This is a genomic window from Nonomuraea sp. KM88 (assembly GCF_052245635.1).
GTDB lineage: Bacteria > Actinomycetota > Actinomycetes > Streptosporangiales > Streptosporangiaceae > Nonomuraea.
On sequence record NZ_JBQQCC010000005.1, the window covers coordinates 340,922 to 359,727 of the forward strand.

21 protein-coding genes are annotated in these 18,806 nt (G+C 71.7%); 12 read left to right on the top strand and 9 right to left on the bottom strand.

The window, feature by feature from the left end; all coding sequences use genetic code 11:
• Nucleotides 1–29: 29 nt before the first annotated feature.
• The 4 genes from ACTWPV_RS18175 to ACTWPV_RS18190 all read left to right on the top strand — a co-directional run bounded on the left by ACTWPV_RS18175 (nucleotide 30) and on the right by ACTWPV_RS18190 (nucleotide 4,130).
• Nucleotides 30–1,682 carry a potassium/proton antiporter gene (locus ACTWPV_RS18175; protein ID WP_347645132.1) on the top strand — a complete coding sequence of 551 codons (1,653 nt, stop codon included), beginning with the start codon at nucleotides 30–32 and terminating at the stop codon, nucleotides 1,680–1,682.
• Nucleotides 1,652–1,843: a hypothetical protein gene (locus ACTWPV_RS18180; protein WP_347645133.1), complete on the top strand. Its 192-nt coding sequence runs from the start codon at nucleotides 1,652–1,654 to the stop codon at nucleotides 1,841–1,843. Before ACTWPV_RS18175 ends, ACTWPV_RS18180 begins: the two co-directional genes overlap by 31 nt.
• 92 nt (nucleotides 1,844–1,935) lie before the next feature.
• Nucleotides 1,936–3,366: an adenylosuccinate lyase gene (gene purB / locus ACTWPV_RS18185; RefSeq protein ID WP_347645134.1), complete on the top strand. Its 1,431-nt coding sequence runs from the start codon at nucleotides 1,936–1,938 to the stop codon at nucleotides 3,364–3,366.
• Nucleotides 3,363–4,130 carry a GNAT family N-acetyltransferase gene (locus ACTWPV_RS18190; protein ID WP_443152661.1) on the top strand — a complete coding sequence of 256 codons (768 nt, stop codon included), beginning with the start codon at nucleotides 3,363–3,365 and terminating at the stop codon, nucleotides 4,128–4,130. The genes purB and ACTWPV_RS18190 overlap by 4 nt, the downstream gene beginning before the upstream one ends.
• Nucleotides 4,131–4,220: 90 nt before the next feature.
• Here ACTWPV_RS18190 and ACTWPV_RS18195 read toward each other — a convergent pair whose 3' ends face one another.
• The 5 genes from ACTWPV_RS18195 to ACTWPV_RS18215 form a co-directional block, all read right to left on the bottom strand.
• The gene (locus ACTWPV_RS18195) at nucleotides 4,221–4,727 is read right to left on the bottom strand and encodes a MerR family transcriptional regulator (protein ID WP_347645137.1); all 507 of its coding nucleotides are present in this window, start codon (nucleotides 4,725–4,727) and stop codon (nucleotides 4,221–4,223) included.
• A gap of 24 nt (nucleotides 4,728–4,751) precedes the next feature.
• Entirely contained in the window at nucleotides 4,752–5,099 is a 348-nt protein-coding gene (locus ACTWPV_RS18200) for a hypothetical protein (RefSeq protein ID WP_347645138.1), read from the bottom strand.
• Between the two features lie 69 nt (nucleotides 5,100–5,168).
• Entirely contained in the window at nucleotides 5,169–5,777 is a 609-nt protein-coding gene (locus tag ACTWPV_RS18205; protein WP_347645139.1) for a TetR/AcrR family transcriptional regulator, read from the bottom strand.
• A 58-nt stretch (nucleotides 5,778–5,835) separates the two neighbouring features.
• A complete protein-coding gene (locus ACTWPV_RS18210) occupies nucleotides 5,836–6,711 on the bottom strand; it encodes an SDR family oxidoreductase (protein WP_443152662.1) in 876 nt (291 codons plus the stop codon).
• Nucleotides 6,712–6,713: 2 nt separating this feature from the next.
• Entirely contained in the window at nucleotides 6,714–7,967 is a 1,254-nt protein-coding gene (locus ACTWPV_RS18215; RefSeq protein WP_443152663.1) for an MFS transporter, read from the bottom strand.
• 80 nt (nucleotides 7,968–8,047) lie between these two features.
• Between ACTWPV_RS18215 and ACTWPV_RS18220 the strand changes: the two genes are divergently transcribed.
• Nucleotides 8,048–8,947: a LysR family transcriptional regulator gene (locus tag ACTWPV_RS18220; RefSeq protein WP_443152664.1), complete on the top strand. Its 900-nt coding sequence runs from the start codon at nucleotides 8,048–8,050 to the stop codon at nucleotides 8,945–8,947.
• 95 nt (nucleotides 8,948–9,042) lie between these two features.
• Nucleotides 9,043–10,086, top strand: coding sequence for a DUF4037 domain-containing protein (locus ACTWPV_RS18225; RefSeq protein ID WP_443152665.1), 1,044 nt, complete (start codon nucleotides 9,043–9,045; stop codon nucleotides 10,084–10,086).
• Nucleotides 10,087–10,132: 46 nt separating this feature from the next.
• Here ACTWPV_RS18225 and ACTWPV_RS18230 read toward each other — a convergent pair whose 3' ends face one another.
• The 3 genes from ACTWPV_RS18230 to ACTWPV_RS18240 are packed head-to-tail and all read right to left on the bottom strand — an operon-like array spanning nucleotide 10,133 to nucleotide 12,020.
• Complete coding sequence (locus ACTWPV_RS18230; RefSeq protein WP_443152666.1) at nucleotides 10,133–10,912, bottom strand: SRPBCC domain-containing protein; 780 nt, start codon at nucleotides 10,910–10,912, stop codon at nucleotides 10,133–10,135.
• Nucleotides 10,909–11,214, bottom strand: coding sequence for an ArsR/SmtB family transcription factor (locus ACTWPV_RS18235; RefSeq protein WP_347645146.1), 306 nt, complete (start codon nucleotides 11,212–11,214; stop codon nucleotides 10,909–10,911). The genes ACTWPV_RS18230 and ACTWPV_RS18235 overlap by 4 nt, the downstream gene beginning before the upstream one ends.
• Nucleotides 11,215–11,264: 50 nt before the next feature.
• Nucleotides 11,265–12,020 (bottom strand): MerR family transcriptional regulator, encoded by a 756-nt coding sequence (locus tag ACTWPV_RS18240; RefSeq protein WP_443152667.1) that lies wholly within the window; start codon nucleotides 12,018–12,020, stop codon nucleotides 11,265–11,267.
• Between the two features lie 99 nt (nucleotides 12,021–12,119).
• Here ACTWPV_RS18240 and ACTWPV_RS18245 point away from each other — a divergent pair, with 99 nt between their 5' ends.
• From ACTWPV_RS18245 to ACTWPV_RS18265, 5 genes are all read left to right on the top strand, one after another.
• Complete coding sequence (locus tag ACTWPV_RS18245; RefSeq protein ID WP_443152668.1) at nucleotides 12,120–13,304, top strand: OmpA family protein; 1,185 nt, start codon at nucleotides 12,120–12,122, stop codon at nucleotides 13,302–13,304.
• Between the two features lie 200 nt (nucleotides 13,305–13,504).
• Complete coding sequence (locus ACTWPV_RS18250; protein ID WP_347645151.1) at nucleotides 13,505–13,690, top strand: DUF5999 family protein; 186 nt, start codon at nucleotides 13,505–13,507, stop codon at nucleotides 13,688–13,690.
• Nucleotides 13,687–14,106, top strand: a complete 420-nt coding sequence (locus ACTWPV_RS18255) for an ATP-binding protein (protein ID WP_443152669.1) — start codon at nucleotides 13,687–13,689, stop codon at nucleotides 14,104–14,106. Before ACTWPV_RS18250 ends, ACTWPV_RS18255 begins: the two co-directional genes overlap by 4 nt.
• 70 nt (nucleotides 14,107–14,176) lie before the next feature.
• The gene (locus ACTWPV_RS18260; RefSeq protein ID WP_443152670.1) at nucleotides 14,177–15,151 is read left to right on the top strand and encodes an FkbM family methyltransferase; all 975 of its coding nucleotides are present in this window, start codon (nucleotides 14,177–14,179) and stop codon (nucleotides 15,149–15,151) included.
• A 143-nt stretch (nucleotides 15,152–15,294) separates the two neighbouring features.
• The gene (locus ACTWPV_RS18265) at nucleotides 15,295–17,655 is read left to right on the top strand and encodes an ATP-binding protein (protein WP_443152671.1); all 2,361 of its coding nucleotides are present in this window, start codon (nucleotides 15,295–15,297) and stop codon (nucleotides 17,653–17,655) included.
• 24 nt (nucleotides 17,656–17,679) lie between these two features.
• Here the strand turns inward: ACTWPV_RS18265 and ACTWPV_RS18270 are convergent, their stop codons facing one another.
• Nucleotides 17,680–18,156 (bottom strand): ATP-binding protein, encoded by a 477-nt coding sequence (locus ACTWPV_RS18270; protein WP_443152672.1) that lies wholly within the window; start codon nucleotides 18,154–18,156, stop codon nucleotides 17,680–17,682.
• A gap of 144 nt (nucleotides 18,157–18,300) precedes the next feature.
• Here ACTWPV_RS18270 and ACTWPV_RS18275 point away from each other — a divergent pair, with 144 nt between their 5' ends.
• Nucleotides 18,301–18,705 carry a nuclear transport factor 2 family protein gene (locus tag ACTWPV_RS18275; RefSeq protein ID WP_443152673.1) on the top strand — a complete coding sequence of 135 codons (405 nt, stop codon included), beginning with the start codon at nucleotides 18,301–18,303 and terminating at the stop codon, nucleotides 18,703–18,705.
• Nucleotides 18,706–18,806 lie beyond the last annotated feature (101 nt).

An 18,806-nucleotide genomic window follows, 5' to 3' on the forward strand; every position in this document is an offset into this window, starting at 1 on the left:
TGGACTGACCGAGCCTTCGAGGTGCCGCGATGAGCCTGCAGCAGTTGTACGCGGCGCTGCTCGCCGGCGGGGTCGTCCTGCTGGCGGGTATCGCCGCGGCGCGTACGGCGAGCAGGCTGGGTCTGCCTGGCCTGCTGCTGTTTCTCGCGCTCGGCGTGCTGCTCGGTGAGGACGTCCTCGGGATCGATTTCGACGATGCCGGGCTGGCGCAGACGCTCGGCACCTCGGCTCTGGCGATCATTCTCATCGAGGGTGGGCTGAGCACGCGGTGGAGCGATCTGCGGCGGCTGGTGTTGCCGTCGGCGTTGCTGGCCACGGCGGGGGTGGCGGTGAGCGTCGTGGTCACGGCGGCGGGCGCTCATTTCCTGTTGGGGATGAACTGGCAGCTGGCGTTGTTGCTGGGCGCGATCGTGTCGTCCACGGACGCGGCCGCGGTGTTCTCGGTGTTGCGGTCGCTGCCGCTGCCGCGCAGGGCTGCGGGTTTGGTGGAGGCCGAGTCCGGGTTCAACGACGCTCCCACCGTGATCCTGGTGCTGGTGTTCAGCACCGCCGCCGTCGACCTGCCGGGTCCGGTGGCCGTGGCGGGGCAGATCGCGTACCAGCTGGTGGCGGGGGCGTTGATCGGGTTGCTGATCGGCTGGGTGGGGACGGCGGCGCTGCGGTATGTGGCGTTGCCCGCCACGGGGCTGTACCCGCTGGCGACTCTGGGGCTCGGTGTGATCGCTTTCGCCGCGGCGGGGGGTGCGGGCGCGTCCGGTTTCATGGCCGCGTATCTGGCGGGCATCGTGCTGGGCAACGCGGTCCTGCCGCATCGCGCCGCCACGCGTTCCTTCGCGGAGGGTGTGGGGTGGCTGGCCCAGATCGGCTTGTTCGTCATGCTCGGTCTGCTGGTCGACCCGAGCGAGCTGGGTGGCGCGGTGTTGCCGGCCGTCGTCGTCGGCCTGGTGCTGTTGCTGGTGGCCAGGCCCGTGTCGGTGGTCGCCTGCCTGCTTCCGTTCCGTTCGGGCTGGCGGGAGCAGGCGTTCATCTCCTGGGCGGGGTTGCGGGGTGCGGTGCCGATCGTGCTGGCGACCTTTCCCATCGTCGCGGCCGTGCCCGGCAGTCAGCAGCTGCTGAACATCGTGTTCGTGCTGGTGGCGCTGTTCGTCCTGGTCCAGGGGCCTGTGCTGCCGGTGGTGGCCAGGGTGCTGGGCATCACGCAGCCAGGCCAGGCCAGGGAGGTGAGCATCGAGGCCGCGCCGCTGGACGTGCTGGGCGCCGATCTGCTCACGCTGACGATTCCGCCCGGTTCCCGCCTGCACGGGGTGGAGATCTTCGAACTGCGCCTGCCCGCGCCTTCGAACGTCGTACTGATCATTCGCGACGGCGACACCATCGTCCCCGAGCCCGTCACGTTGTTGCGGGAGGGCGACGACGTGCTCATCGTCACCACCAGCGCCGCCCGTGTGCAGGTCGAGCGGCGCCTGCGCGCGGTCGCGCGGCGGGGCCGGCTGGCCCATTGGTACGGGGAGCGCGGCGACATCGACACCGATCCCGGCCGAGCGGCCGTCACGAAAGGAGAACCCGTTCAGTGGACATCACTCACACGACCGTCCCCGGCAGCGGCATCGTCCACCACTACGACACGAGGCGAGGAGATCACATCGGCGTTATGGTCTTCGACGACGGGCGGCGCGCCCTGATGGTCTACGACCGGGCCGATGCCGATACGGCGTCGCATGTGGTGGAGCTGGACGACGACGAGGGCGACTGGGTCGCCGAGCTGCTGCACAGCCGTTCGCTGGCTGATCGGCTGACGACCGTGGAGCGGCGGCTGGCCGAGCTGACCGGCAAGCGCGTGTGATGCCGGGTGGCCGGACACCGTCGGGGTGTTCGTGCCGGGCGCGGGCCCCTGCGCGCCCGGCGGGGGCCGGCGTGTGAATACACTTGTCGAACGTGACTGCCAAGCCGCGTATCCCCGATGTCCTGGCCGCTCGTTATGCCTCGCCCGAGCTGGCTCGCCTGTGGTCCGCCGAATACAAGATCGTCGCTGAGCGGCGGTTGTGGCTGGCGGTGCTGCGCGCCCAGGCCGAGCTGGGCGTTGCGGTGCCCGAGGAGGCCATCGCCGATTATGACAAGGTGGTCGAGCAGGTCGATCTGGGTTCGATCGCGGCGCGCGAGCGGGTGACCCGGCACGACGTCAAGGCGCGCATCGAGGAGTTCAACGCGCTGGCCGGGCACGAGCAGGTGCACAAGGGCATGACGTCGCGGGACCTGACGGAGAACGTCGAGCAGTTGCAGGTGCGTGACAGCCTTCTGCTGGTGCGCGACCGGACGGTGGCGCTGCTGGCCCGGCTGGCCCGGCTGGCTGTGGAGCATCAGGCCACGGTGGTCGCCGGCCGTTCGCACAACGTGGCCGCGCAGGCTACTACTGTGGGCAAGCGTTTCGCGACGGCGGCCGACGAGCTGCTGGTGGCCTACCGGCGGCTGGAGGAGCTGATCGGCCGCTATCCGCTGCGCGGGGTCAAGGGTCCGGTGGGCACGGCCCAGGACATGCTCGACCTGCTGGGCGGCGACCGCGGGAAGCTGGCCGGGCTGGAGGAGCGGGTCGCCGCCCATCTGGGGTTCGCGCACCGGTTCACCAGTGTGGGGCAGGTCTATCCGCGCTCGCTCGATTACGAGGTGGTCACCGGGTTGGTGCAGCTGGCGGCGTCGCCGTCCTCGCTGGCCAGGACGATCCGGCTGATGGCCGGGCACGAGCTGGTCACCGAGGGGTTCAAGGAGGGGCAGGTCGGCTCGTCGGCGATGCCGCACAAGATGAACACCCGTTCCTGCGAGCGGGTGAACGGCCTGGCGGTGGTGCTGCGCGGTTACGCGTCCATGGTGGGGGAGCTGGCGGGTGACCAGTGGAACGAGGGCGACGTGTCCTGTTCGGTGGTGCGCCGGGTGGCGCTGCCGGACGCGTTCTTCGCCTTCGACGGGCTGATGGAGACGATGCTGACGGTGCTGGACGAGTTCGGCGCGTTCCCCGCGGTGATCGCGTCCGAGCTCGACCGTTACCTGCCGTTCCTGGCGACGACGAAGATGTTGATGGCGGCGGTGCGCGCCGGGGTGGGGCGTGAGCAGGCGCACGAGCTGATCAAGGAGCATGCCGTGGCGGCCGCGCTGGCGATGCGCTCGCGGGGAGCCGCCAACGACCTGCTCGACCGGCTGGCCGGAGACGAACGGTTCCCGCTCGGCCGCCCGGCGCTGGAGGAGCTGCTGGCCGACCGGGTGTCGTTCACGGGGGCGGCCGGCGACCAGGTGACGGCGGTCGTGCGGCAGGTGGACGAGGTCGTCGCGGAGCATCCGGAGGCGGCCGCGTACCGGCCCGGCGCCATTCTGTGATCCGCGAGCTCCGCTCCGCGGCCGAGGTGCGGGCGGCCTGCGGGGACGACGATCTGGTGGTGTGGGCGGCGCAGGGGTTGCGCGACGGCGCGCGGGCGTGGGCGTTGGGCGAGGCGGTGGTGGCGGCCTGCCCGCAGGTGTCGCGGCGGGATCGGCTCGCGGTGCGGGGTGGCGCCGTGCACGCCGCCGAGCTGGTACGCCATGCGCTGGCGGAGCTGGGCCCGTCGTACCGGCCGCTGGGCGAGGCGGCGCTGATGCGGGAGATGACGGCCAGGCTGGACGGGCTGGAGGTGGCCGGGCGGTTCTCGTGGATGAGCCTGGAGACGGACCTTGCGGGTACGGCGGGTGCGGATGGCACGGTCGGCACGGTCGGCGATGACGGCGGGGTCGGGTGGCTGGAGGACGACGACATGGCGCAGGTCGTGTCGCTGCTGGCGGCCGAGGCGCCCTCGTCGTACGCGGTGCCCGGCCTGGCGGGGGTGCGGCGCTGGGCGGGCGTGCGGACCGGAGGGGAACTGGCTGCTGTGGCGGCCGATGCCTGGTCGGCGCCCACGGTGGGCTTGCTGGCGGGGGTGGCGACGCGGGCCCGTCATCGCGGCACGGGGCTGGCCGGCCGGGTGTGCCGGTGGGTGTCGCGGGAGCTGGTGGCGGTCTACGGGCGGGCGGCGCTCATGGTGGACGACGACAATCCGGCGGCCATCCGGGTGTACGAGCGGCTCGGCTACCGCAGGCGGCGGGTGGCGGCCTGCCGGGCGGTGGGCTGAGGGCCGTGCTGGTGTGCCTGCCGGGATTGCGGCCTTGATGGTCCTGCCGCTCGTGTCAGGTGTCCTGAGCGGTGGTGGGTGTTCACGTCGTCAGCTTTCCTCGGGGACGTCAGGGGCGCGGCTGCCGTCGGCCAGGTCGGCGAACGGCAGGGGACAGTCGGGGCAGGCGCAGTGGGTCAGGCTGTCGCAGCCCGCGCTGACCACCTGCTCCAGCGCGGTCCGGATGGTGGTCAGGCCGGCGATCTTCGCCTCGACTTCGGCGATCTTGGCTTGGGCGCGCTCGCGCAGGTCGGGGGTGGGGTGGCCGCGCCGGCCGGTGTCGAGAAGCTCGCCGACCTCCTCCAGGGTGAAGCCGAGCCGCTGCGCGGCTTTGATCACCGTGAGCAGGGTGACGGTCTCGGGCGGGTAGGTACGGTGCCCGCCGGGGCTGCGGGGCGGTTCGGTGATCAGCCCGCGCCGTTCGTAGTAGCGGAGCGTCTGCAGGTTGACCCCGGCCTGCTCGGCGACCTGCCCGCTGCGCAGATAGGCGCCGATGGGCGCCTCCACCGGTTGCGCGCCCCCGTTCTCCAGCAGCTCCTCACGTGTGATGCGCTCCATCACCAGCTCCTCTCCCGGCCGCGTTCACGCCGGCGCCGTCGCACCGGCGCGCTCGGTCAGCGCGTCCAGCACCTTGGCGTGCTCGTCCGGGACCGTCACCTCCAGTGCCAGGCTGCCGTCGGCGATGGTCAGGGTGAAGGTGAAGAAGGAGCAGCAGCCGTTCTCCCGCGTGGCCAGTTCGGCGGCCCGGGCGGCGTCGTCCGGGTTGAAGGCGAGCTCCAGCCGCAGCCGCGTCCGCTCCGGCCGCGCGACTGCCCGGACCGCGCCGGCGAGCAAGGCGTCGAACTCGGCCACCCGCAACGGCTGCTCGGCGGTGGGCAGGGTGCACGCGGAGGGAGCCCATCCCAGGTCACGGTGGACGTTCTGTGTCATACCTCGACCGTAAGCCTGTACCTGGGTACCGGATGCAAGCCCGACGCTCCTTTCAGGAAGGCGGAGGAGTCATCGAGGTGAGCCGCAAGGGCCGGTCCGGGCGGCGGCGGACAGCAGGGTGAGCGCGGCTTGGCGGGCGTGCTCACCCGCGCCGGTCCCGTCCTGATGCGCGGCGACGACGGTGGCGCCCTCGACCAGCATGAGCAGCTGCCGTCCCAGCAGATGTGGTTGCGCTGCTCCGGCGCGGTCGGCGATGCCGGTCAAGAGCTCCAGGTAGCGGTCGAGATGGCGCCTGGTGATGGCGCGAACGGCCTCGACATGGTGCTGGGCGGCCGCGTTCAGCATCGCGCAGCCGCGGAAGACCGGGTCGTCGTACCACTGCTGCAGGGCGTCGAACAGTGCGGCGAGCTGGTCCCGGGGATCGTCCCCGGCAGCCTCGGCCGCGCTGGCCAGCCAGTGCGTCACCCGCTCGCTGCGCGCCTTGAGCACGGCCTCTACCAGCCCGTCCTTGGTGCCGAAGTGCCGGTACAGCGTCTCCTTGGACACGCCGATGCGGGCGCACAGCTCGGCGACGCCGATGCCGTCGAGCCCGCGCTCGTACAGCACCGCGGTTGCCGCGTGGAGGATGGTGGCGCGCGTGCGCTCCGGGTCGAGCGTCGAGCCTTTGGGAACCGGCATACCCAGATGGTACCGGGCGGTTCGATTGACGGCCGGGCCTCCGGTCCGTACAGCAGGATCAGGTCTGGGTGAACGCTGCGGCGTGGTCGCGGACGAAGTCGGCGATGTCGCGCGGAGGGTGGCCGAGAACGGTGGCCACCGCGTCGGTGGCGCCGTCTTGCCAGCCGGAGGCATACGCCTGCGCGTACTCCTCCAGCATGTCGACGATCCACCGCGGAACGCCGTAGCCGAGCAGCGTCTTGCGCCTGGCGTCGTCGCTGACCGGCAGGTAGGCGATGGGCCTGCCCAGAGCGCGGCTCAACGCATCCGCCACCTCGTCGAACGTCAGCGAGCGCGGGCCGGTGAGGGTGTAGGTCTGGCCGTGGTGGCGGTCGGGGCCGTCGAGGAGCACGCGGGCGGCGCACTCGGCGATGTCGCGTACGTCGATCATGCCGAGCCGGGCCGCGGCCATGTTCAGCGAGAACGTGCCGGTGGAGGAGATGGAGCCCGCCTCGTTCAGCAGGTTCTGCATAAACCAGTGCGGGCGCAGGATGGTCCAGCGCATGCCGCACCGTTCGATCTCCCGGTCCGAAAGCGCGTGCAACCTGCCGCTGCGGTTGGGCGCGTCGTGCGCCGCGCCGACCACGGACAGCCGGACGATGCGCTCCACCCCGGCCTGGCGGGCGGCCCACACGGCGTTCATGCTGTTCTCGGGAGCGCGCGGGCCGTTCGGGGTGAGCAGCCACAGGTCGTGGACGCCCTCGAAGGCGGGCGGCAGCGACCGGGCGTCGTCGAGGTCGCCGACGAAGACCTCGGCTCCCCGCTCCCGCAGGCCGTGCGCCCTGGACTCGTCGCGGACGAGGGTACGAAGGCCGGCGTCGGCTCCTTCCAACGCGTTCATGAGTGCGGTGGACACGGTTCCCGTCGTTCCGGTGATCAACACGGTGCGTGACACGTTCATTCTCCTTTGGTAGAGCCGGCCGGCGCCGGGTGAGCCGCGGGCCGCGGGGCTCGCCCGGCAGCGCGGCTGGTGGTGATGCGTTCCAGGGCCCACAGCACGAGGGTCCCGATCGAGAGGGCGGCGCCCAGGACGCACACGCCGGTCCAGCCGCCGTGCACCCAGGCCACCGAGGTCAGCGCGGAGCCCACCGCGCCGCCGACGAAGAAGGAGGTCATGAACGCGGAGTTGATCCGGTTGCGGGCCTCCGGCCGGAGCGCGTAGACGACGTTCTGGCTGCTGTTGAGCACCGCCTGGTGCGCCAGATCCAGCACGATCACGCCGGCGAGCAGCCATATCACGGAGCGCGCCCCGGCGGCGATCGCCAGCCAGGACACCGCCAGCAGAACCGTCCCCGCGCCGGTCACGATCTGGACGAGTCCGCGGTCGGCCAGCCGCCCGGCCACCGTGGCGGTCAGCGCACCGGCGACGCCGACAAGACCGAACAGGCCGATGGCGGACTCCGTCCACTCGTACGGCGACCCCGCCAGCAGGAACGTCAGCGCCGTCCACAGCACGCTGAAGGACGCCAGGCTCAGGGCACCGATGCCCGCCCGCCAGCGCAGCAGCGGCTCGTACCGGAACATCACCACCGTCGAGCGCAGCAGTTCCGGGTAGGTCAGGCGCCCGCCGTGGCCGCCGAGTCGGGGCAGGAAGATCCGCAGCAACACGGCCGTCAGCGCCATCAGGACCGCGTTCACCCAGTAGACCGTCCGCCAGCCGCCCAGCTCCGACAGCGTTCCGGAGGCGGTGCGCGCCAGCAGCAGGCCGAGCATCAACCCGGTCATCACGGTGCCGACCACCCGGCCCCGCTCGGCCGGGGCCGCCAGCGTCGCCGCGAACGGCACCACGACCTGCGCTCCGACCGAGGCCAGCCCGGTCAGGGCCGTGCTCACCAGGAGCACTGTGCCATCGGCCGCGGTGGCCGACACCAGCAGGAACACCGCGGTCGCCGCGTAGAGCGCCACGGCGAGCCGCCGCCGCTCCATGAGGTCGCCGAGCGGCACCAGCAGAATCAGCCCCAGCGCGTACCCGGCCTGCGCGGCCGTCACCGTCAGCGCCGCCAGCGAGGGCCCGACGCCCAGTTCCTGGCCGATCAGGTCGAGCAGCGGCTGCGCGAAGTAGTTGCCCGCGACAGCCAGCCCGGTCGCCACCGACATGAGCAGGAGCAACCCGGGCGACAGGCCGCCGGAACGGTGAGGTGTCGTCGTCATGCGTCCCAGCGTCGAGGACGACCTATCCATGAGTCCAATGCATGTTTGTCATTAGATCCATCGTGGTTCACGATGGATGGATGGAGCTTCAGCAGATGCGCTACGTCGTCGCCGTCGCGGAGACGAGCAACTTCACCCGCGCCGCCGAGCAGTGCCTGGTCGTGCAGTCAGCGCTGAGCCATCAGATCGCGCGGCTGGAGCGCGAGCTGGGCGCCAAGCTGTTCGACCGCACCAGCCGCCGCGTCCGGCTGACTCCGGCGGGCGAGGCGTTCCTCCCCGCCGCCCGCCAGGCTCTCGACGCCGCCGAGCGGGCCAGGGCCGAGGTGGCGGCCGCCGCGGGCGAGATCCGCGGCCGGCTCGCCATCGGCGCCATCCCCACCGTCACGGCGGTCGACCTGCCGGTCACGCTGCGGCGATTCCACCTGCGCCACCCGGAGGTGCGGATCAGCCTCCGTTCCGGCGCCAGCGAGGAGTTCGTCGAACGGGTGCGCCAGGGCACGCTGGACGTCGCTTTCCTGGGGCTTCCCCCGGGCGTCCGGCCCAAGAACGTCCGCGGCCGCGAGCTGGCACGCGGCGACCTCGTCGCCGTGGTCGCGCCCGGCCACCCGCTGGCCGGCGAGGAGCGGGTGAGGCTGCGCAGGCTGGCCGACGAGCCGTTCGTCGACTTCCCCGCGGGCACCGCAGGCCGGATCCAGTCGGACGAGGCCTTCGCGGCGGCCGGGGTGGCGCGCGAGGTCGCCTTCGAAGTGTCGACCCCCGACTTCATGGCTCGCCTGATCCGGCAGGGCCTGGGGATCGGGATGCTGCCGGCGGCCTTCGTGTCCCAGCTCCCCGACCTGCCCGTCGTCCGGCTCAGCGACGCTCCTGCCCGCGCGGAGCACCTCATCTGGAGCCGGCACCAGCCTTCTCCCGCGGCCGCGGCCTTTCTGTCCGCGCTGGGCGTCTCGCCGCTGCCGGCCGAGACGGGCTCCGGCCCGTGAGTCGCCGGCACGCCGTGCTGAGGGCGGCGGCACGAACTGGGGTGCGGAAAATTGGGGTGAGGTTACGGCGGCGCTGGTGCACAGTGGACGGCGTGATGTCCGATTTTGTACCTGGTATTGAGCTGTCGCGGGCCTTCTATCGCGACGTGGTGGCACCGCTGATCCCCGGGGTCACGCACAGCGCCGCGCTGATCGGGCCGGGCTCGGAGGTGCTGGAGTTCGACACCGCCCGCTCCACCGACCACGACTGGGGGCCGAGGGTGCTGCTGTTCGTGCCGGGCGAGCAGGTGGCCGAGGTGCGGGCGGCGGTGGAGGCGGGCCTGCCGGACCGGTTCGGCGGGTTCCCGACGGTGTTCGCCTATCACGGGCAGGTGCGCTCCGGGGTGACGGTGACGGAGCCGGGGGAGTGGCTGGCCGGGCGGCTGGGATTCGACCCGAGGCAGGGGGTGTCGCTGCTGGACTGGCTGTCGGCGCCGTGGCAGAGCCTGGCGGAGGTGACGTGCGGCGAGGTTTTCCACGACGGGCTGGGGGAGCTGGGCGGGCTGGAGACGGCCAGGGCGGCGCTGAACTGGTATCCCGATGATGTGTGGCGCTACGTCCTGGCCTGCCAGTGGCGGCGGATCGCGCAGGAGGAGCCGTTTCCTGGCCGGTGCGGCGAGGTGGGCGACGAACTGGGGTCGGCCGTGGTGGGAGCGCGGCTGGCGCGGGAGGTGATGCGGCTGGCGCTGCTGCTGCGGCGGCGCTACCCGCCGTACGCCAAGTGGCTCGGCAGCGCGCTGGCTCGGATGCCGGGCTCGACCGAGCTGGGGGAGTCGCTGGGGGCGGCGCTGGCGGCCCGGTCATGGCGTGAGCGCGAGGCGGCGCTGGCGGCGGCGTACGCGCGGGTGGCGGCGCTGCAGAACCGCACGCGGCTGGCCGGATGGCTGGATGAGGAGGTGCGCGGGTTCTACGACCGGCCGTTCCAGGTGATCGGCGGGGACCGGTTCGCCGATGCGCTGATGGCGTCGGTGACGGACCCGGCGATCAAGGGATTGCCGGTGGTCGGGTGCGTGGATCAGCTGTCGGATTCGACGGACCTGCTGGTGGCGCCGGGCAGGGCGCGGGCCGCGGCGGCCGCGGCCCTGCACCTCGGCACGTGACCATCGCAAGCGGGCGCCCCTCTCAGTGCCCCCGTCAGTGCCCCCGTCAGTCGATCAGGGCCGCGGCGAGCTTCTCGACGTGCACGCGCCAGGCGTCGCGCGCGGACGGGTCGCCGGTGTGGGTGATGATGAGGCGGGCGCCGTGGCCGGTGCCCGCCGCCAGCTCCCACCGCACGTGGCCGCCGGGGGTGTCGTATTCGAGGAGCTTGCCGCTCTCCACGCGCGTGACCGCGCCGGCGGCGAGGGCGGGCGGGGTGAACGGGGCCGGGGGCGGGCCGCCCGGGGTGGCCTGCTCGCCGTCGAGCCGCCGCCACAGGTGGTCGGCGGGGCGGGTGAGCTGGCGTTCGACGCGTACGGTGTCGCCGTCGGTGGTGGCGCAGGTCAGGCCGAGGATGGCGACGTAGTGCTCGTGCAGGGGAGCGCTGTCGCCGGGCGGGCTGACGGGGCGCTCGTCGAGGTGGGCGAGCATGGCCATGAGGCAGGTGTGCCATCCGGCGGCGAAGCTGGCGGCGCCGTGGTGGTCGGTGAAGGTGTGGGTGAAGGTGAGCAGCGTGGCGTCGCCGTCGGGGTGGAGCTCCCAGCGCAGCTCGTCCTCGCCCCAGGTGTGGGCGAAGACGTGGGGCGGGTCGTTCTCGGTGATGCGGCCGTCGGGGCCGAAACCGTAGGCGATGCGGTCGCCGTCGATGGTGACCTCGGCGGGGAACCAGGCGGCCATGTGCTCGGGCCGGGTGATGGCGCGCCAGACCTTGCCGGGCGGGTGGGGGAGGCGGCGCTGCAGGCGCAGGGTGGTGCGGCCGTCGGGGTGCAGGGTGAGGGTCTCGTTCATGAGTCGTCCATGGTGTCGAGGTGGTCTTCGAGAAGGTCCAGGGAGTGGTTCCAGAGCCTGCGGTAGGGGGTGAGCCAGGCGTCGATCTCGGCGAGGGGCTGGGGGCGGAGTTCGTACCAGCGGCGTTGGGCGTCCTTGCGGACGGCAACGAGGCCGGCCTCGCGCAGGGCCCGCAGGTGTTTGCTGGTGCCGGGCTGGGTGAGGCCGAGGTGGTGGGTGAGTTCGCCGACGAGGTGAGGGCGTTGCAGGAGCAGGTCGAGGATCTGGCGTCGTGCGGGGTCGGCCAGCACGTCGAAGCGCATGGCGGCGAATATACCCGCCCAGCTATATACCCGCAAGGGCATGTACGAGGTCAGGCGCGGCGGGCGTTGGCGTGGACGGCCTGGCGGAAATAGCCCGCCAGGCCGGGAACCACATCCTCGAAGGTGGCGCGGAAGCGAGGGTCGTCGACGTACAGCTCACCGAGACACCGGTGGAGCTCGGTCGTGCAGGTGTAGAACCAGCGGCTGATGTGACCGCGGTGGCGTTCGGCGAGGTCCATGGCGTGTTCGCCGTCGGCGGGCAGACCGGCCTCGAAGGCGGCGACGAGGTCGCCGGTGATGGCGGCCGCCTCGGCCCTGAGCTCCAGCCAGTCGGCCTTGGTGTAGGAGGCCACGCGGCGGCGGCTTTCCGCGTACTCCTCGGTGTCGCCCCAGCGGCGTACGACTTCCGGTTCGTGGTCCTCGGGCCGGAAGTCGCCGAACACCTCGAAGCGCTCCTCGGGCGTGAGGGCGAGGTCCAGGGTGTGGGCCTGCATGGAGCGTTCGACGGCGGCGATGACCTCGCGCAGGCGTTCGACCTTACGGGTGAGGAGCTCGTGCTGGCGGCGCAGATGGGTGAGCTCGTCGGCGTGGGGCGCGTCGAGGATGACGGCGATCTCGTCGAGGCCGAAGCCGAGCTCGCGGTAGAGCAGGATCTGCTGCAGGCGGACCAGGTCGGCGTCGGTGTAGCGGCGGTAGCCGGCGCGGGTGCGCTCGCCGGGGGCGAGCAGGCCGACCTCGTCGTAGTGGTGCAGGGTGCGCACGGTGATGCCGGCGAGCCGGGCGACCTGCCCTACGGAGAAGCTCATGGTCCCACCTTGCAGGGTGACGCCGGGTGAGGGTCAAGCCCGCCGGGGACGCGCGACGCTATGCACATCCTGAAGGTGCATCCCGTACCGTCGAGGGCCATGACCGATCGGTTGATCCGTACGAGCAGCCGGCTCCTCCTCCCGGTGGTCGCGCTCGCGCTGGCGTCCTGCAGCCTCTCCCACACCGGCGGCAGCGGGGAGGAGCGGCAGCCGCCGGCGTCGGCGTCGCGGAGCCCCGCCTCGGCCGCCACGACGCCGCCGGGCGCTCCGGCCACGCCGTCCCCCACGGGCCCAGAACCGTCGAGCTGCCCGAACGGCGAGCTGATCCCGGCCGTGGAGGTGCCGGCGGTGCACGCCGACCCGGTGGTCGTACCTGAGGCGAAAGTCGGGGGAGAGGTCGTCCCCGCCGTCACCATCCCGGGCGTGGACATCCCCGCCGTCCGCATTCCCGCCCAGTGCACCGAGGTGGCCCCGGCGCCCGGCGGCTGCCTGGGGGCCGCGTCCATCCCGCCGGTGTCGATCCCCGCCGTACGGATCCCGCCGGTCGAGATTCCCGGCGTGGACGCGGGCGGGATCAAGCTCGACCCGGTGCGCGCGGAGGGCGTCTCGGCCCCGGCACAGAGCGCGCAGGGCGTGTCGACCCCCGAGGTGTGCCAGGCCGAGCCCAAGGACGGCGGCGTGGTGCCGTTCGTGATCCGCCCCTTCATCATCCGGCCTTTCGTCATCCGCCCGTTCGTGATCCGTCGTTCGATCATCCGGCCGGAGGGCTGCAACGCGCGGCGGGAGTGCATCCCCGCGGTCGAGGTGCCCGCCGTGGAGGCGCCCGGGGTCGAGGTGCCGGGGGTGGAGATCCCGGGAGCGGAGCTGAAGGGGTACGAGGTCGGCAGGAGCCAGGTGTTCGAGGGGAAGGACTCGATCGCGTTCGCCCTCGAAGCCGACGTGCTGTTCGACTTCGACAGCGCCGACATCAAACCGTCCGCGGCCGCCGAGCTGAAAAAGGTCGCGCGGCGGGTGGCGGAGGAGGCCGGCGACGGGGTGACCATTCACGTCGACGGGCATACCGATGCCAAGGGAGACGTCGCGCACAACCAGCCGCTGTCGGAGCGGCGGGCCCGGGCGGTCGCGGACTGGCTGGCCACCGAAGGAGGGCTGCCGGAAGCGCGGCTCGTGGCGCGGGGCTTCGGGGAGTCGAAACCCGCCGCGCCGAACACGACGGCGGACGGCTCGGACAATCCGGCAGGCCGGGCCAAGAACCGCCGGGTGGTGATCTCGGCGCGGACATGAGCGCCTGCCCGGGTCGTGGCGGTGTTGCGGGGCGCCTCCGGGGAATGCCATGGTGGGGATGAGCTGGGGATTCGGGTACCTACCTACGTGGAAATAGGTACTCGTATGGGCATTATTCACCTCTTTCTTGGGTGGGTGGAGGAACCAGACTGGTCACATGAGCTCAATCCGCTGAGAAGCGGGAAGCGAGGATCGAAGTCATGTGCCAGCACCAGCCACCATGTCCCCCCGCGGACGCCGCCGGCCGCGAGGCCGCGCGCCTCGTGGCATACCACCCCGAGCAGGGATGGGGTTTGCTGTGCAACGGGGTCGTCTTCTTCGACGACACCGGCGAACTGCTGCCCGACGGCCGCAGCGTCGTCCCCTGCGCCGGGCGGGCGGCATGAACGCGACCGCGACGTGGACCCTGCCGCCACGACACGCTTCCGTGCCGCGCGCCCGCCACGCCGTGCGCGCGCAACTGCTCGCGTGGGGCCTGCCACACGGCAGCGAAGCCGCCGAACTGCTGGTCAGCGAACTCGTCACCAACGCCGTACGCCACGCCCGCAGCCCCATCCGGCTGCGCCTGTCGCTCACCGGCGACCTGCTGCACTGCGAGGTCGAGGACACCAGCCCCGACCTGCCCCACCTGCGCCCGGCGGGCCACGACGACGAGAGCTCACGCGGCCTGCACCTGGTGGAGGCCATCGCCTCCGGCTGGGGCAGCACCCGCACCCGGCGCGGCAAGCGCGTCTGGTTCGACCTGCCGCTCCCGCAACAGGCCGAAGACGACGCCCTGACCCTCGAGGCGCAGGCCTGCTGACCGCCCACCCGGCCGCACCAATCCCGGGCATCGGCGCCCATCAGGCCGCCGACTGCACCAGACTCACACCATGACCTCCAGCAAACACCTCCGCAAGAAAGCCGCCATCACGGTCATGCGAGCGGCCAGAGCCGCCAACCGCAGCAAAATCACCCGCACCCTGCTACGCGGCCGAAGCGTCCGCCGCCTCCCCCTGGTCAACCGCCTCTACCACACCGTTTTCCGGCTCGGCGTCACCACCTCCGGCCACGACCCCGAAGCCCACTACCGCGGCGTCGTGCTCACCGGCCCCGCCTGGGACGCCACCATCATGCCCTCGGTCTCGGCCGGCTACTACGAAGAATTCGAAGTCACCCTGTACGAACGACTCGCCGCCGCCAGCCGCACCATCCTCGACATCGGCGCCAACATCGGCGTCTACGCCTGCACCGGCGCCACCCACCTACCGCCCGACGGCACCCTGATCGCCTTCGAACCCGTCCCCGAGAACATCGGCTACCTGCGCCGCAACGTCGACCGCAACCATCTCACCACCCGCGTCACCATCGAACCGATCGCCGTGGGCGCCACACCCGGCGACCTCACCGTGCACCTGTCAGGCGAGCAGTCCGGCAAACACTCCGCCGCCGCGGCCAACGTCGGCACCCCCGCAGGCGCCGTCACCATCCCCATGACCTCCATCGACACCTACCTCGCCCGCCACGACCTCCCCCCACCCGACATCATCAAGATCGACGTCGAAGGCTACGAAGGCTTCGTCCTGCACGGCGCCGCCGAAACCCTCACCGCCCAGCCCACCCTGCTGTTCGAACTCCACCCCCAGCTCCAGGCCAACTGCGGCTGCTCCGCCGACGAACTGCTCGACCTCGTCTTCGCCCACTACCCCTGGGTCTTCGTCGTCGACGAACTCGACAACGCCCTGCGGCCCGCCACCCGCGACAGCCTCGACGCCCCGGACGCCATCGGCCTCTACCGCTCCAACCTCGTGGCGATCGGCCGGCAACACCACCTCGACGCCCTGCGCCCCTGGCACGCCACCCCATGAACCACGCCACCGCCATGAAAGGGTCAAAACCCGGCCACGGGCCCTCGGCCACGCACCCGGCACCAGCGGCCGGCACATACGGTGGGTTACGGCGACACGGCTCCGGCGCCACGCGAACCCGCCGGCCGGTCGCCCCACACACCATGACAGCGGTGACGACCACCACCTCCAGGGAGCAGCGAACGAACAGGCTCCCGGCAGAGGTGACCAGCTTCATCGGACGCCGGCACGAAGTGGCCGACGTCAAGCGACTCCTGGCCGCATCCAGAGCCGTCACCCTCACCGGCGTCGGCGGCGTCGGCAAGACCCGCCTGGCCCTGCGCGTCGGCCAGGACCTGCGCCGCTCCTTCCGCGACGGCGTATGGCTCGTCGAACTCGCCTCCCTGCACCAGCCCGCCATCCTCGCCGAAAGCGTCGTCGAAGCCCTCGAGATCCGCGGCCACACCGCCGCACCCCCCGTGCAGGTCCTCATCGACCACCTGCACGACAAGCAGGCCCTGCTCATCCTCGACAACTGCGAACACCTCGTGCACGAATGCGCCGTCCTCGCAGAGACCCTGCTGCGCGCCGCCGGCGACCTGCGCATCCTCGCCACCAGCCGGCAAGCGCTCGGCATCGCCAGCGAACAGGCCGTACCCGTGCCACCCCTGTCACTGCCCGACGGCAGCACCGCCCGCCCCACCCTCGACGCCCTCAAACAAGGCGACGCCGTCCGCCTGTTCGCCGAACGCGCCCGAGCCGTCCTGCCCACCTTCGCCGTCACCGAGGACAACCGCGACGTCGTCACCCGCATCGTCCGCCGCCTCGACGGCCTGCCCCTGGGCATCGAACTCGCCGCCGTCCGGCTGCGCGCCCTGTCGGCACAGCAACTGCTCGACCGGCTCGACGACCGATTCCGCCTGCTCAACGCCGGATCGCGGGCAGAACTACCCCGCCACCAGACACTACGAGCCCTCATCGATTGGAGCTACGCACTGTGTTCGGACAAAGAACGACTCCTGTGGGAACGGGCCTCAGCCTTCGCCGGAGGCCTGGACCTGGAAGCGGCCGAGACGATCTGCTCCGGCCGCGGCATCAACCCCCACGACGTCGTCGACCTGGTGATCGGCCTGGTCGACAAGTCCGTACTGATTCGCGAAGACCACCCATCCGGCGTCCGCTACCGGATGCTGGACACCCTGCGCGCCTACGGCCGCGAACGCCTGACCGCCTCCGGCCACGACGACTGGCTGCGCGAACGGCACGCACGTTATTACCGCGACCTGGCCGCACGGGCCCGAGCGGACCTGTTCGGCCCCCGGCAGGTGCACTGGCTCACCCGCCTGCACCTCGAACACGCCAACCTGCGCACCGCCCTGGAAGAGTCCTACAACGGACCGGACGGCGCGCCCACCGGCCTGACCATGGCCACCGACCTGCTCTATCACTGGACCACCAGTTATTACCTGGCTGAAGGCCGGCGCTGGCTGGACCATGGACTCAACACCGACGACGTCCCCGACGACGTCCGCGCCCGCGCCCTGTGGGCCGGCGGCTGGCTGGCCCTCATCCAGGCCGACAAACCCGCCGCCACCACCATGCTGCACGCCAGCCGCCGCGCGGGGGAGCGGCTGCACAACCAGCACGTTCTCGGCTACGTCGCCCTGTTCTCCGGCATGATCGCCATGTGGGAGAACCGCACCGCCGACGCCGTCACCCTGTACGAGCAGGCCCTGGCCAAGCACCGCGCCAGCGGCGACCCCGCCGGCACGGCACTGTCACTCATCCGGCTGACACTGGCCCGCTCCTACACCGGCGACACCGCCTCCGCCATGGCCGCGGGGGAGGAGTGCCTGGCCCTGTGCGAAAACCACCACGAAAGCTGGCACCGCGCGTACGCCATGATGGCGCTGGGCGTCGAGGTGTGGCGCCAAGGAGACCTCCGGCGCGCCACCGACCTCGAACAACAGGCACTGGTGGTCACCCGCGGCCTGGGCGACTCCCTGGGCATCGGCATCACCCTCGAAGCGCTGGCCTGGATCGCCACCTCACAACGCCGCCACCAGCACGCCGCACGCCTGCTGGGCATCCTGCAGACGGTGTGGGCGTCCGTCGGCGCGCCCCTGTCCGGATACGGACACCTGGCCGGCTACCACGACGCCTGCGAGGAAGAAACCCGCAAAGCGCTGGGGGAGACGGCGTTCGACACGGCCGTACGGCGCGGCGCCCGCATGCCGCTCGACGAGGCGCTGGCCTACGTCCTGAAAGAGAAGCCGCCCAGCGGCCGCGACGACGGCAGCGAGCGGCGCGCCCGGCTGACCCGCCGCGAAAGCGAGATCGCCCAGCTCGTCGCCCGCGGCCTGACCAACAAGGAGATAGCCGCCTCGCTCGTCATCTCACAGCGCACCGCCGAAGGCCACATCGAGCACATCCTGACCAAACTGGGCTTCAGCTCCCGCTCCCAGATCGCCGTATGGGTGGGAGAACGCACCAGAGCCGGCGACAACACCGCACCGGGGGAGTGAAAACCGCGACCCGCGCCCAACCCGTCAATGCACGTGACCGCCGCCGGAAGGCAGCTCGAACCACGCCACCTGCCCGGAAACACCCCAGCAACAGGCCAGCCGGGCCAGCAGCGACTGGTGCGGCGCAGGACCCGGCCGCGTCCCGGGACCGGCGAAGACGGCCCTCACCTCGCAACGCAGCAACCCGTCGTCCACCCGCAGCGCCAGCCTGATCCGGCCGCCGCAGCGGCGCAACGCGTCGGCGACGAGCTCACCCACGAGCAACTCGGCCGCCTCCGCCTGCCGCTGCAGGCCCCACGCCGACAGCCGCGCCGTGACCAGGCGACGGGCGGCGGGCACCGCCGACGGCCGCGCCGACAACAACCACGACACCTCGCGATCCGGCCCCGCCCACCCAGTGCGCACGGCCAGCGCGTCGGCCATGGCCAGAAGCGCGTTACGGGAGGGGAGGCGTACGACGGGCGTCCTCGGGTCGCTTCCTCGCCGGTCCATGGCACGCACGTCGGTTCCTCTCCCTCGGGGGCTGGTGAGCGGTCCTCACGTAGCTTGCCGCCGCACCACCAACCACAAGACGGGAGAAATACCTATATGGGTACCTATTGGGTGCTACGCAGGCGGCAACCCCCACCCACCACAATGAACACCATGAACACCATGAACACCCGCACCGCCGCCCAACGCTTCGCCGACACCTGGCAACACGGCTGGACCCACCACGACACCGACGCCATCATCGCCCTCTACCACGACGACGCCGTCCACACCAGCATGCCCTTCCGCCCACCCCACCAGGGCAAACAAGCCATCGCCGACTACATCACCTGGTCATTCAGCAGCGAAACCGACCCCCACGTCACCTTCGCCACACCCCTCGTCGACGGCGACCAGGCCGCCATCGAATTCCAGGTCCACGCCCTCGACAACGGCCGGCCCACCACCCTCGCAGGCTGCGTACTCGTCCACTTCGACCCCGACGGACTCGCCGTACGCACCCGCGACTACTGGCACACCACCGACCGCCACCCCGACCCAGAAAACCCAGCGAGCTAACGCGCCACCCGAACCGGCCTCGCAGCGACCGGCCGCGACGGCACCGGAGCCGCCTGCGGCTGAGGACGCGCCACCCGCTGCGCCGCCTCCTCCTCGGCACG

Bases quoted from the DNA above. Each gene is read 5' to 3' on its own strand.
- ACTWPV_RS18175 (WP_347645132.1), top strand. From the start codon at position 30: ATGAGCCTGCAGCAGTTGTACGCGGCGCTGCTCGCCGGCGGGGTCGTC.
- ACTWPV_RS18180 (WP_347645133.1), top strand. From the start codon at position 1,652: ATGGTCTTCGACGACGGGCGGCGCGCCCTGATGGTCTACGACCGGGCC.
- ACTWPV_RS18195 (WP_347645137.1), bottom strand. From the start codon at position 4,727: ATGGAGCGCATCACACGTGAGGAGCTGCTGGAGAACGGGGGCGCGCAA.
- ACTWPV_RS18200 (WP_347645138.1), bottom strand. From the start codon at position 5,099: ATGACACAGAACGTCCACCGTGACCTGGGATGGGCTCCCTCCGCGTGC.
- ACTWPV_RS18205 (WP_347645139.1), bottom strand. From the start codon at position 5,777: ATGCCGGTTCCCAAAGGCTCGACGCTCGACCCGGAGCGCACGCGCGCC.
- ACTWPV_RS18215 (WP_443152663.1), bottom strand. From the start codon at position 7,967: ATGACGACGACACCTCACCGTTCCGGCGGCCTGTCGCCCGGGTTGCTC.
- ACTWPV_RS18220 (WP_443152664.1), top strand. From the start codon at position 8,048: ATGGAGCTTCAGCAGATGCGCTACGTCGTCGCCGTCGCGGAGACGAGC.
- ACTWPV_RS18225 (WP_443152665.1), top strand. From the start codon at position 9,043: ATGTCCGATTTTGTACCTGGTATTGAGCTGTCGCGGGCCTTCTATCGC.
- ACTWPV_RS18230 (WP_443152666.1), bottom strand. From the start codon at position 10,912: ATGAACGAGACCCTCACCCTGCACCCCGACGGCCGCACCACCCTGCGC.
- ACTWPV_RS18235 (WP_347645146.1), bottom strand. From the start codon at position 11,214: ATGCGCTTCGACGTGCTGGCCGACCCCGCACGACGCCAGATCCTCGAC.
- ACTWPV_RS18240 (WP_443152667.1), bottom strand. From the start codon at position 12,020: ATGAGCTTCTCCGTAGGGCAGGTCGCCCGGCTCGCCGGCATCACCGTG.
- ACTWPV_RS18245 (WP_443152668.1), top strand. From the start codon at position 12,120: ATGACCGATCGGTTGATCCGTACGAGCAGCCGGCTCCTCCTCCCGGTG.
- ACTWPV_RS18250 (WP_347645151.1), top strand. From the start codon at position 13,505: ATGTGCCAGCACCAGCCACCATGTCCCCCCGCGGACGCCGCCGGCCGC.
- ACTWPV_RS18255 (WP_443152669.1), top strand. From the start codon at position 13,687: ATGAACGCGACCGCGACGTGGACCCTGCCGCCACGACACGCTTCCGTG.
- ACTWPV_RS18260 (WP_443152670.1), top strand. From the start codon at position 14,177: ATGACCTCCAGCAAACACCTCCGCAAGAAAGCCGCCATCACGGTCATG.
- ACTWPV_RS18265 (WP_443152671.1), top strand. From the start codon at position 15,295: ATGACAGCGGTGACGACCACCACCTCCAGGGAGCAGCGAACGAACAGG.
- ACTWPV_RS18275 (WP_443152673.1), top strand. From the start codon at position 18,301: ATGAACACCATGAACACCCGCACCGCCGCCCAACGCTTCGCCGACACC.